The organism is Methylobacterium sp. WL116, assembly GCF_008039455.1.
Classification (GTDB): domain Bacteria; phylum Pseudomonadota; class Alphaproteobacteria; order Rhizobiales; family Beijerinckiaceae; genus Methylobacterium.
This window is the reverse complement of record NZ_VRUV01000095.1, coordinates 1-11,891: the sequence shown is the minus strand read 5'-3', so window position 1 is coordinate 11,891 and position 11,891 is coordinate 1. Positions and strand designations below refer to the sequence as shown.

Here is an 11,891-nt window from a genome sequence, read left to right as displayed (position 1 = left end):
CTGATCGCCCGCGCCCGGCGGCTCGGCCTGCCGCTCGCCCGGGTGGTCAGCCTCGGCGACGGCATGCGCGACGCCGAGCTCGCGCCGCTCGAGATCGAGGACCTGCTGCTGCGCCCCACCGTCGCGATCGACAGGCCGCGGCTGGAGCGGTTCCTCGCCGGCAAGCGCGTGCTCGTGACCGGCGGCGGCGGCTCGATCGGCTCCGAGATCTGCGCCCGGGCGCTCGCCTTCGGCGCCTCGGCGCTGATGGTGGTAGAAAGCTCCGAGCCGGCCTTGCACGGCATCCTGAGCCAGCCGGCGCTGCTCAACGCGCAGGCCGAGGTCGGCGGGACGCTCGCCGACATCCGAGACCGCGAGCGCCTGCACGCGGTCTTCGCCGAATTCCGGCCCGACTACGTGTTCCATGCCGCCGCGCTGAAGCAGGTGCCCTATCTCGAGCGCGACTGGAGCGAGGGCATCAAGACCAACGTGTTCGGCTCGATCAACGTCGCCGACGCGTCGGTGGCGGCCGGCGCCCGCGCGCTGGTGATGATCTCGACCGATAAGGCGATCGAGCCGGTGTCGCAGCTCGGCGTCACCAAGCGCTTCGCCGAGATGGTGGCGCAGGCGCGCGATGCCGAGCAGGCCGCGATCCCCGGCCACCCGACACGGCTGATCGCGGTGCGCTTCGGCAACGTGCTCGGCTCGGTCGGCTCGGTGGTGCCGGTGTTCAAGGCGCAGATCGCCCGCGGCGGCCCCGTCACCGTGACCCACCCCGACATGGTTCGCTACTTCATGACCGTGCGCGAGGCGGCCGACCTCGTCCTCACCGCGGCCTCGCATGCCGACCGCGAGGCGCGCAGCCTCGCGCCGGGCGCGGCCGACCAGCGCGCCGCGGTCTACGTCCTCAAGATGGGCCAGCCGGTGAAGATCGCCGAATTGGCCGAGCGCATGATCCGGCTCGCCGGCTTCGAGCCCGGCGCGGAGATCGAGCTGGTGTTCTCCGGCGCACGGCCGGGCGAGCGCCTGAACGAGATCCTGTTCGCGCGCGAGGAGCCCCGCGTCAGCCTCGACGGGATCGACGGCGTGATGGCGGCCAAGCCGGTCTTCGCCGACCGCGCCCGGCTCGATGCCTGGACGGCGGCCTTGCGCGAGGCGGTGGAGGCCGGCGACCGGGCCGCCGCGGAGGCGGTGTTCGAGGCGGCGATCCCGCATTTCCGCGAGCGCTTCGACAAGCCGGTCGCGGCGGCGCCGGCGAGCCCGGATGCGCCGGCCCTCGGAACCGCCGACGCCGGCCTCTGTTGATTCGCGAGCTTTCCCGGTCGGGAACCATTCGACGCCCCGCCGATTGAGGCGACGACCGAACCGAGCGCAGTTTCCGTACAGGGAGTGTGCCGAAGGAAGGACGAATTCATGCGGACGAAGACGTTTCTCGCAGGCCTCACGATGGTCGCCGGTCTCGGCGTGGCCGGGCTCGGCGTCGCTGCGCCGGCCTCGGCGCAGGGCATCCAGATCGGACCGGGCGGCGTTCGCGTCGATCCCGGCTATCGCGACCGCGGGCCCCGCGACGACATCGACTTGAGCCGCGGCGAGGCGATCCGGATCGCCCGTCGCGAGGGCCTCGCCGACGTCGACAACGTCGACCGCCGCGGGCCGCGCATCATCGTTCGCGGATCGGATCGTCGTGGCGACGACATCACGGTGGTGGTGGACAGCCGCTCGGGCGACGTGATCGACGTTCGCCGCTGACGCCATCGCCTCGGTGTCGTAGGATCGAGCCCCGGCCTTGCGGCCGGGGCGTTCTTTCGGCCGAGGCCTGCCTTCGATGATGCCGTCCCGCGCCGCCGCATCGCTTCGCCGAAGCTCCATCGTCGCCGCTGCGGCGTTCGCGATCGTCCTGCCCGGGGCCTTATCCACAAGCGCCGAAAGTTGCCGCGCCGCCGTCGGGGCGCGTCAGGCCGAGCGGCTGGTCGAGCGCTGCATGTCGGTCTCCCCGGCGACCCATCCGCCCTGCAACGCGGACAATGCCTGCGCCCTGATCGAATCCGAGATCGCCCGGGGCTGCGGGATGATCGACGACGGCACCGCGCCGTCGTTCTGCCGGGACGACTGATCCGCCGATCAGGCCGACAGGCGCGCGAGCCGAGCGAGGCCGTCCCGCGTCGTGCCGGCCGGCGCCCAGCCGAGGGCCGCCAAACCGTCGCTGCGCGCGACCAGATTCTCGGCCAACCGCGAGAAGGTCGCCTCTCGCCCAGTCAGGCGGCAGGCCAGCCCGATCGCCGCCGAGGGTATCGGAACCAGGCCGGGCCGTCGGCCGAGCCCGGCGCGCAGGGCCGTCAGCATCTCCGGGAGCGTCGGCGCGTCGGGGTCGGCGACGACCAGCGGCCGGTCCAGCGCGGCGTCGGTCCGCAGCACCGTGTCGATCGCCGCCGACACGCTCTCGACCGAGACCAGCGACCGGCGGCCGGCCAGCGATCCGAGCGGAAGCGGATACGGCGAGCGGGCGAGCTGCACCAGCGCGGCCATGTTGCCCTTCACGCCGGCGCCGTAGACTAGGACGGGCCGCAGGGCGACCCAATCGAGGCCGATCGCGTCGAGCGCCCGCTCGGCCTCGAGCTTGGAGCGGCCGTAGGCGTCGGTGGGAGCCGGATCGTCGGCCTCCGTCACGGTCCCGGCGGCGGTCGGGCCGGTCTGCGCACGGATCGATGACAGGAACACGAAGCGGCGCACCCGCGCCCGCGCGGCGGCTTCGGCCAGGCGCCGCGTCGCCTCGGTGTTGAGCGTGCGGTAATCGTCCTCCGGTGCGCCCGACATCGCGTGCGCGAGGCCGGCCGAATGCACCACCGCATCGACGCCGGCGAGCGCCGCCGCCATGTTCATCGGCCGGGTCAGGTCGCCGACGATGGCGCTCGAGGCACCCTCCGGCATCGCGTCCACCGGCCGCCGCAGCAGCAGGCGGACGCGGTAGCCGCGCGCCGTCAGATCTCTCAGGACGTGCCGGCCGATGAAGCCGGTCGCCCCGGTGAGCGCGATCAGTTGGCTCAAGACGTCGTCACTCCGTGCTTGGCCGGCGCCCGCGCGAATCGAACCAGCACCGATCCGACGAGACCGCATCCGACCGCCAGGGCACCGAGGGTGATGGCCGGCGAGGGCCAAAACAAGGTCGCTCCGGCGAGCGCGGCCAGGCACGCGTTGAGCGCGAGCACGCGTCCGACGACGCCGGTCACCGCGATGCCGTTCGTGGTGGCCCGCTGGTAGAAGTGGCTGCGATGCGCCTGCCACACCGGCTCGCGCCGGGCGGCGCGCCTTATCAGCGTGAGGGTGGCGTCGGCGAGGTAGTAGAGCGGCAGCAGGATCGCCGCGGCGAGGCCGCCCGCGAGGGCGAGCCGGTACAGCAGCCAGGCCAGGATCAGCCCGAGTGGCAGCGAGCCGACATCGCCGAGGAAGAGCTTCGCCACCGGCCGGTTGAACGGCGCGAAGCCGAGCATCGCCCCGAGCAGGGCCGCGGCGACGAGGATCGCCGCCGGCGGCAAGGCGCCGGACCCGCCGAGCAGGATCAGCGCGCCGGTAACGGGCACCGTTTCGGCGACCGTCATCCAGTCGAGCCCGTCCATGAAGTTGACGAGGTTCACGAACCAGATCCCGGCGAGCACCGCGAGCACCCGTTCCACCGCGAGCGGCAGGGTCGGCACCAGCCGTCCGTCGACGCTCGCCACCAGGGCGGCGACGACGAGGGCCTGCAGCACGAGGCGAAGCGACGCCGGCAGCGGGCGGATGTCGTCGACGGCGCCGACCAGGGCGAGCACCACGGCGCCGAGCCCGAGCACCAGCACGTCGCGGCCCGCATCCGGCGCGGCGAGCAGCAGCCCCGTCACCGCGAGGGTCGCCGCGACGACGGCGATCCCCCCGCCCTGCGGCGTCGGCTCGGTGTGGCTCGAGCGCGCGTTGGGGCGGGCCAGCGCGTAGCGGACCAGCAGCGGCCGGAGCCGGACGATCAGGCCGGCGCTGAGGGCCGCGGCGAGCGGAACCGCGATGAGGGGGGCGAGCATGGTGCCGCTCTACGCTCCCGGGCCGCCCGGGTGAAGCCGTCGGGTGCGCGCGTGTCGCTGCAGCCGGTGGCCTCGCGCCTCAATAGACCTGCGCCGCCGCGTCCTTGCCCTTCGCGGCGCCGTCGGTGCGGTTGGTCTTGTCGATCGCGCGCTCGACCACCTTGGCGATGCCGATCATGATCGTGTCGATCACGTAGTCCTTCGGCGTATAGACCGCCGAGACGCCCATGTTCTTCAGGACCAGCTCGTCGTCGGGCGAGATGATGCCGCCGACCACGAGCGGGATGTGGTCGAGGCCGGCCTCGCGCATCTTCGCCTTCACGTCACGCACCAGCGGGACGTGGCTGCCGGAGAGGATCGAGAGGCCGACCACGTGGGCGCCGGTCTCCTTCGCCTTCGCGACGATCTCGGCCGGGGTCTGGCGGATGCCGTCGTAGGTCACGTCGAATCCGACGTCGCGGGCGCGCAGCGCGATCTGCTCGGCGCCGTTCGAGTGGCCGTCGAGGCCGGGCTTGCCGACGACGAGGCGCGGCTGCTCGCCGAGGCGCTCGCCGAGATCGGCGATCAGCAGCTTGGCCTCCTCGGCGGCACCGGACGAAACGGTCTGAAGAGTGACGCCGGTTGGCGCGCGGTACTCGCCGAACACCTCACGCAGGCGCGTCCCCCACTCGCCGGTCGTGACGCCGGCCTTCGCGGCGGCAATCGAGACCGGCATGATGTTGGCACCCGAGCGCGCCGCCGCCTCGAGCTCCTCGAGCGCCTTGCCGACGGCGTTGTCGTCGCGCTTCGCGCGCCAGTCCCGGATGCGGGCCTCGGCCTCCATCTCGACCGTCTCGGACACGGTGAAGATCGCGCCCTCGCCTGCGGTGAGCGGCGAGGGCTCGCCCTGCTGCCACTTGTTGACGCCGACGACGATCTGGTCGCCGGCCTCGATCGCCGAGATGCGGCGGGCATTGGATTCGACGAGCGACCGCTTGAGCGCGCCGGTCTCGACCGCGGCGACCGCGCCGCCGATCCCGCCGATGCGCTCAAGCTCTGCCCGTGTCTCGACCTTGAGCGCCTCGACCTTGGCGTCGATCACCTTCGAGCCGTCGAAGATGTCGTCGTACTCGAGCAGGTCGGTCTCGAAGGCGAGGATCTGCTGCATCCGCATGGACCACTGCTGGTCCCACGGGCGCGGCAGGCCGAGCGCCTCGTTCCAGGCCGGCAGCTGCACCGCACGGGCGCGCGCCCGCTTCGACAGCGTCACCGCCAGCATCTCGATCAGGATGCGGTGGACGTTGTTCTCAGGCTGTTGCTCGGTGAGGCCGAGCGAGTTCACCTGCACGCCGTAGCGGAAGATCCGCTTCTTCGGGTCGTCGATGCCGTAGCGCTCCTGGGCGATCTCGTCCCACAGCTCGGAGAACGCGCGCATCTTGCAGATCTCGGTGACGAACCGCAGGCCTGCGTTCACGAAGAACGAGATCCGCCCGAACACCTCCGGGAAGCTCTCGGCATCGAAGTTCGGGTCGTCCCGCACGGTGTCGAGCACCGCGATCGCGATGGCGAGCGCGTAGGACAGCTCCTGCACCGGCGTCGCCCCGGCCTCCTGCAGGTGGTAGGAGCAGACGTTCATCGGGTTCCACTTCGGCACCTCCTTGGTCGTGAACAGGATCACGTCCTTGGTCAGCCGAAGGCTCGGCGCCGGCGGGAACACGTAGGTGCCGCGCGACAGATACTCCTTGATGATGTCGTTCTGGGTGGTGCCCTGCAGCCCCGAGAACGGCGCGCCCTGCTCCTCCGCCACCGCGAGGTAGAGCGACAGCAGCCACGGCGCCGTGGCGTTGATCGTCATGGAGGTGTTCATCTGGACGAGCGGGATGTCGTCGAACAACGTCCGCATGTCGCCGAGATGGGCGATCGAGACGCCGACCTTGCCGACCTCGCCGCGCGCCAGCTCGTGGTCGGGGTCGTAGCCGGTCTGGGTCGGCAGGTCGAAGGCGACCGACAGGCCGGTCTGCCCCTTGGCGAGGTTGCCCCGGTACAGCGCGTTCGATTCCTTGGCGTTCGAATGGCCCGCATAGGTGCGGATGATCCAAGGCTTGTCGCGCTTCACCCCGTCGACGCTCGCGCTCGCGCTCATGTCACCCGTCTCCGCTGATCCGTTCGTCGCGCGGCTCGCTCGCCCCGCCCCTTGCGGCGCACCGTAGCGAAGCCGTCGCGGGCCGTCATCTCATGCGAAGGGCCGGCGCCCGTCACCGGACGGCAAGGCGCCCGCAAAAATCTCAGGGTCGACATCAAGGAAATTTGACGGGGATCGGTGGCACCGCCGCGGTTTCGAACGGTTCCAAACCGCTCGACGCGCGTTGGCTGGCCGCATTCGGACCTGGACGCGCGGCGTGCGCGCCCGACCACGCGGATCACCAATCAAAGGAGCCCTGCACGATGGCAGACACCTCGCCCCGTCTGACGACGGCGTTCGGAAACCCGATTTCCGACAACCAGAACTCGCTCACCGCCGGCACCCGCGGCCCGGTGCTGATGCAGGATTACCATCTCATCGAGAAGATGGCGCATTTCAACCGGGAGCGGATCCCGGAGCGGGTCGTCCACGCCAAGGGCTACGGCGCCTACGGCACCTTCCGGCTGACCCGGAGCCTGTCGCAGTACACCCGTGCCAAGGTGCTGACCGAGGTCGGGCAGGACGTGCCGATGGTGGCGCGCTTCTCGACGGTCGGCGGCGAATCCGGCTCGGCCGACACCGCCCGCGATCCGCGCGGCTTCGCGCTGAAGTTCTACACCTCGGAAGGCAACTGGGACCTCGTCGGCAACAACACGCCGATCTTCTTCGTCCGCGACGCGATCAAGTTCTCCGACTTCATCCGCACCCAGAAGCGCGATCCGCGCACCCACCTGAAACCCCATTGGCGCCGCTGGGACTTCTGGGGCCTCTCCCCCGAGGCGATCCACCAAGTCATGATCCTGTACTCGGACCGCGGCACGCCGAAGTCGGCCCGCTTCATGAACGGCTACGGCTCGCACACCTTCTCGCTCTGGAACGAGGCTGGCGAGCGGCACTGGGTGAAGTTCCACTTCCACACCCAGCAGGGCATCCAGAACTTCTCTGCGGCGGAAGCCGACAAGATCGCCGGCGAGGATCCGGACTACTCGGCCGCCGATCTCTCGACCGCGATCGAGAAGGGCGACTTCCCGAAGTGGAAGGTCTCGGTGCAGCTGATGCCCGAGCTCGACGCCGATACCTACCGCATCAACCCGTTCGACCTCACCAAGGTCTGGCCGCACGGCGACTATCCGCTGATCGAGATCGGCGAGATGGAGCTCAACCGGAACCCGGAGAACTACTTCGCCGAAATCGAGCAGTCGGCCTTCGAGCCCTCGAACGTCGTGCCCGGCATCGGCTTCTCGCCGGACAAGATGCTGCAGAACCGCCTGCTCTCCTACGGCGACGCGCACCGCTACCGCCTCGGGATCAACTACCAGCAGATCCCGGTGAACCAGGCGAAGAAGGCCGCCGTCCAGACCTACCATCGCGACGGCGCGATGCGCACGGACGGCAACCACGGCGCGCAGGTCGACTACCAGCCGAACTCCTTCGGCGGGCCGGTCGAGGATCCGTCGGTGGCCGAGCCGCCGCTGCGGATCACCGGGGATGCCGGCCGCTACGGCTGGCCGGGCGACGACGCCGACCTCTACGGCCAGCCGCGGGACCTATGGACGAAGGTATTCGACGACGGCGAGCGCAAGCGGCTCGTGGAGAACATCGTCACCTCGATGGGCGACTCGCCGCGCCACATCCAGGATCGGATGATCGGGCACTGGTACAGGGTGCATCCCGACTTCGGCCGCGGGGTCGCGGAAGGTCTCGGCATCGAGACGAGCAAGGCCGCCGCCGAATAGTTTTTGGGTGGCCGCCAAGTTAATTTTGTATCCAGAAGGCGTCGGCATGAGCCGGCGCCTTTTTTCTTGTCGGACACCGTACTCCTGGCCTTTCGGACGACTTGCAGACCCTTGGACGCCTCATCCTTCGCCGTTATAGCGCTAGGCCGGAACCGCGGCGTCGTCAGAACCGCGAGCGGGCACGAAACGGATTCAGGAGAGAGACGATGGCTGCCAGCGCGGCACTGCAACCGGCCAGCGCCGGGACGGGCGAGGTCAAGGACCTCTACGAGATGGGCGAGATCCCGCCGCTCGGTCACGTGCCCGCCAAGATGTATGCCTGGGCGATCCGCCGCGAGCGCCACGGGCCGCCGGAGGATTCGCATCAGCTCGAGGTGCTGCCGGTCTGGGACATCGGCGACGACGAGGTCCTGGTCTACGTCATGGCCGCCGGCGTGAACTACAACGGCGTCTGGGCCGGCCTCGGCGAGCCGATCTCGCCCTTCGACGTGCACAAGGCCGCGTACCACATCGCCGGCTCCGACGCGTCCGGCATCGTCTGGGCGGTCGGCGCCAAGGTGAAGCGCTGGAAGGTCGGCGACGAGGTCATCGTCCACTGCAACCAGGACGACGGCGACGACGAGGAGTGCAACGGCGGCGACCCGATGTTCTCGTCCTCGCAGCGGATCTGGGGCTACGAGACTCCCGACGGCTCGTTCGCCCAGTATTGCCGGGTGCAGTCGCGCCAGCTGATGAAGCGGCCGCAGCACCTCACCTGGGAGGAGGCCGCCTGCTACACGCTGACGCTCGCCACCGCCTACCGCATGCTGTTCGGCCACGCGCCGCACACCGTCCGCCCCGGCCAGAACGTGCTGATCTGGGGCGCCTCGGGCGGCCTCGGCGTGTTCGGCGTCCAGCTCTGCGCCGCGTCCGGCGCCAACGCCATCGCCGTGATCTCGGACGAGTCGAAGCGCGACTACGTGATGAGCCTCGGCGCCAAGGGCGTCATCAACCGCAAGGACTTCGACTGCTGGGGCCAGCTGCCCAAGGTGAACTCGCCGGAGTTCAACGCCTGGACCAAGGAAGCCCGCAAGTTCGGCAAGGCGATCTGGGACATCACCGGCAAGGGCAACGACGTCGACATCGTGTTCGAGCACCCGGGCGAGGCGACCTTCCCGGTCTCGGCGCTGGTGGTGAAGCGCGGCGGCATGGTGGTGTTCTGCGCCGGCACCACCGGCTTCAACATTACCTTCGACGCCCGCTACGTCTGGATGCGCCAGAAGCGCATCCAGGGCTCGCACTTCGCCCACCTCAAGCAGGCCTCGGCAGCCAACCAGTTCGTGATCGACCGCCGGGTCGACCCGTGCATGAGCGAGGTGTTCCCCTGGGAGAAGATCCCGCAGGCGCATACCAAGATGTGGAAGAACCAGCACCCGCCCGGCAACATGGCCTGCCTCGTCAATTCTCCGCGCGCCGGCCTGCGGACGGTCGAGGACGTGATCGAGGCGGCGGGTTTTCCGCGCGGCTGACGCGAACTCTTCGAAGCTTTAAGACTCGCGTCCCTCAGGGGGCGCGGGTCTTTCTTTGGCCGAGGGATTCGCGCGCGGCGCGTCGTGGCACGCTCCCGTCCGGGCCATTGTCACGCATCGCGTCGAGGCGCCTGCGCCCACCCTCCCCCCTCCGCGGGGAGGGTAGGCCTCGCGTGAGCGAGGGTCGGGAGAGGGGATGCACCGCACGTCCGCGACGGGCGACCCGACGAGGGTTCGAGCCGGTCATGCAGCGTGCCGTCCGCGCTACCGCTTCGTCTCGGTCCCCGGCAGGTGGCGCCCGTAGCTTTCCTGCTTGGTCGCCTTCTCGGTGATCAGGTCGGCGTAGGCCTGCCGCATCTCCGGGGAGACGGAAACCGTGCGGGCCTTCTCCTTCTTGCGCTTGGGCGCTTTCTTGAAGGTGTTGCTCGTCTCGCTCATGCCGGGCCTCGCGTCGGGGTGGTCGGGGTCGGCGTGCCCGGATCTGGCTCGCCCGGGGCAGGCGGATCGCAAGGGAACGCGACGAACGAAAGAAGGCGGGGCGGCTTTCGCCGTCCCGCCTTCGTGTTTCTATCGTCCGAGGAAGATAGAGGCCAGTCGCTGGAGCAGGCCCCGCGGTGCGGGCGGAGGCGCGCTCTGCCCAGGACTGTCCCCGATCTAAGCGTTCGCGGCGAAGGGGTGGGTCGCGGACTTGCGCTGCTCGGTGACCGCGGCGGCCTTCGGCTCGCCGGAGACGGCGCGCTGGATCGACAGCTTGGTGGCCTCGTAGTTGTACTTCTGGATCTTGGCGTCGTCGGCCGCTTCCCAGTGGATGAACACGCCGACCAGGATGAACAGGTCGTCGGCCTCATCGGCGGGGATGATGCCCTCGGCGACGGCGTCCTGCACGGCCATGGCGACGCCATGCTGGGCGGGGCCGAACATCTGGACGGCCTGACGGGCGTCGTTGATGGTCACCTTGTTGAACATCAGGGTGTTGGGCTTGCACGGCAGGTTCGGCGCGATGACCGCGAGCAGGCTGGTGAAGCCGTGCTTGTTGTTCACGAGGCCGTTGCAGAAGGCGGTCTCGGCCGGCGAACCGCGCGGTCCGATGATCAGGTCGATGTGGGCGACCTCGTTGCCGTCGCCGACGAGGGCTTCGCCGACCTGGACCTTGGTGATCTTTGCCATTCGGGTTTTCTCCCTGGATTCCAAACTCAAGGACCGCGGCCCGTCGAAACGGGCGCGGCCGGAAGCCATCCTTGTTCGCGACGCCCGGCCTTGGAAAAGCCGGGCCGGTTAGCCCGGATAGCGGCGCGGACCCTACAGCGCGGTCCGGCCCGTCACAACCCATGGCAACGCGCTGAAATCGATATTAAAAGTGCGGCCCGGCGCTTGACGGCGGGAACTTTTTCAGAGGACGCCCACAGGGTCCGCGACGCGGGCGCCCGCGGATGCGAGGGCATCGCAGAACAGCGTGGCGACGGTGAAATCGGCGCTGGTGCCGGGATTGATCCCGGCGGCCTTCCACGCCGCGTCCAGCGCCAGCAGGCGCTCCACAGGTCGGGCGCGCAGGTCGAGGCCTGTAAGCGCCTCCACGGCCTCGGACCGCACGGCCTCCGCCCGGTCGGCGCCGTGCTTGCGCGCCACGTGGCTGTCGGGAAACGCCTGCAGGTAGGCGAGGTGCACGGCGGTGGTGCACCAGGCCGGTTCGAGATCCTTTTCGCGCGCGGCCGCCAGAGCCGGGAGGCCGACCCGGACGAGGTCGGCGAAGCCGTCGGTATAGGCGCGGGCGATGCGGTCGCGCGGAGCAGCCTCCTGCATTGCCGCCACCAGGGAATCCGGGGCCGGCGCGGCTACGTCGTGCCGTCCGGCCCGGCCGAGCCCGCCCGGGTTGGCGAGGCAGATCGCGTCGAAGACGCCCTGCGCATCCGCCGGTTCGAGGCCGGCCAGCACCTCGGCCACGGTGGTTCCCCGCTCGGCGGCCAGCGCCAGGGGCGCGCAGAGCAGGAGGATGCCGAGGTTGGTGTTCTGTCCTACCGCCGCGACCGTCGCCGCGACCGAGTCGCGGACCCGTGCGCCGAGCGCGGCTCCGCCGCGTGCCAGGGCGGGCGCCGACACCGCGGCGCTCGTCGTGAAATCGGCCACCGCCATGCGATGGCCGGCGGCGTAGGCGTGGACGTTGCCGGGTTTCAGGGCGTCGAGCTCGGCCAGGCACGCCGCCTGGTACGAGGCCGCGATCGCCTCCGGCGCGAGGCGCATCAGGCGACCACGAGCCGCGGCCGGCGCGCGGACCGGACGGCGGCGAGGAAGCCGCGCACCACCGCCCCGGCGATGTCGACCTCCGAGACCTTCTGCAGCCCCGACCATGCCGGCATCGAGTTGACCTCGAGCACGAGGAAGCCGCCCTCCCCGTCCTCGACGAGGTCGATGCCGGTGTAGTCGACGCCGACCGCGGCGGCGGCGGCCTCGGCGAGCTCGG

Annotated in this window: 11 protein-coding genes and 1 pseudogene; 5 read left to right on the top strand and 7 right to left on the bottom strand. The window is 70.2% G+C overall.

From position 1 onward, the window contains the following. From FV223_RS09990 to FV223_RS09980, 3 genes are all read left to right on the top strand, one after another. The coding region (locus tag FV223_RS09990; RefSeq protein WP_147726868.1) for an SDR family NAD(P)-dependent oxidoreductase at nt 1-1,284 on the top strand (1,284 nt) is incomplete at its 5' end. Between the two features lie 108 nt (nt 1,285-1,392). Then, entirely contained in the window at nt 1,393-1,728 is a 336-nt protein-coding gene (locus FV223_RS09985; RefSeq protein ID WP_243935642.1) for a PepSY domain-containing protein, read from the top strand. Between the two features lie 76 nt (nt 1,729-1,804). Next, nucleotides 1,805-2,092 carry a hypothetical protein gene (locus tag FV223_RS09980; protein ID WP_147726866.1) on the top strand — a complete coding sequence of 96 codons (288 nt, stop codon included), beginning with the start codon at nt 1,805-1,807 and terminating at the stop codon, nt 2,090-2,092. 8 nt (nt 2,093-2,100) lie between these two features. Here the strand turns inward: FV223_RS09980 and FV223_RS09975 are convergent, their stop codons facing one another. The 3 genes from FV223_RS09975 to FV223_RS09965 all read right to left on the bottom strand — a co-directional run bounded on the left by FV223_RS09975 (nt 2,101) and on the right by FV223_RS09965 (nt 6,150). Continuing rightward, nucleotides 2,101-3,024, bottom strand: coding sequence for an NAD-dependent epimerase/dehydratase family protein (locus FV223_RS09975; protein ID WP_246686378.1), 924 nt, complete (start codon nt 3,022-3,024; stop codon nt 2,101-2,103). After that, on the bottom strand, nt 3,021-4,028 hold the full coding sequence (locus tag FV223_RS09970) for a glycosyltransferase family 4 protein (RefSeq protein WP_147726863.1): 1,008 nt from the start codon (nt 4,026-4,028) through the stop codon (nt 3,021-3,023). The genes FV223_RS09975 and FV223_RS09970 overlap by 4 nt, the downstream gene beginning before the upstream one ends. A gap of 79 nt (nt 4,029-4,107) precedes the next feature. Then, nucleotides 4,108-6,150, bottom strand: coding sequence for a protein meaA (locus FV223_RS09965; protein WP_147726860.1), 2,043 nt, complete (start codon nt 6,148-6,150; stop codon nt 4,108-4,110). Between the two features lie 302 nt (nt 6,151-6,452). Between FV223_RS09965 and FV223_RS09960 the strand changes: the two genes are divergently transcribed. Both FV223_RS09960 and ccrA read left to right on the top strand, forming a co-directional pair. Further along, the gene (locus tag FV223_RS09960) at nt 6,453-7,925 is read left to right on the top strand and encodes a catalase (protein WP_147726859.1); all 1,473 of its coding nucleotides are present in this window, start codon (nt 6,453-6,455) and stop codon (nt 7,923-7,925) included. A gap of 206 nt (nt 7,926-8,131) precedes the next feature. Continuing rightward, on the top strand, nt 8,132-9,433 hold the full coding sequence (ccrA, locus tag FV223_RS09955) for a crotonyl-CoA carboxylase/reductase (protein ID WP_147726857.1): 1,302 nt from the start codon (nt 8,132-8,134) through the stop codon (nt 9,431-9,433). A 264-nt stretch (nt 9,434-9,697) separates the two neighbouring features. Here ccrA and FV223_RS30240 read toward each other — a convergent pair whose 3' ends face one another. The 4 genes and pseudogenes from FV223_RS30240 to FV223_RS09940 all read right to left on the bottom strand — a co-directional run. Next, nucleotides 9,698-9,871 (bottom strand): hypothetical protein, encoded by a 174-nt coding sequence (locus tag FV223_RS30240; RefSeq protein WP_187274654.1) that lies wholly within the window; start codon nt 9,869-9,871, stop codon nt 9,698-9,700. A gap of 216 nt (nt 9,872-10,087) precedes the next feature. Then, complete coding sequence (fae, locus tag FV223_RS09950) at nt 10,088-10,600, bottom strand: 5,6,7,8-tetrahydromethanopterin hydro-lyase (protein WP_147726855.1); 513 nt, start codon at nt 10,598-10,600, stop codon at nt 10,088-10,090. 222 nt (nt 10,601-10,822) lie between these two features. Beyond that, the gene (locus tag FV223_RS09945) at nt 10,823-11,671 is read right to left on the bottom strand and encodes a triphosphoribosyl-dephospho-CoA synthase (protein ID WP_147726853.1); all 849 of its coding nucleotides are present in this window, start codon (nt 11,669-11,671) and stop codon (nt 10,823-10,825) included. Then, nucleotides 11,671-11,891, bottom strand: a pseudogene (locus tag FV223_RS09940) (RimK family alpha-L-glutamate ligase); the annotation flags it as partial. The pseudogene FV223_RS09940 and the gene FV223_RS09945, both read right to left, overlap by 1 nt.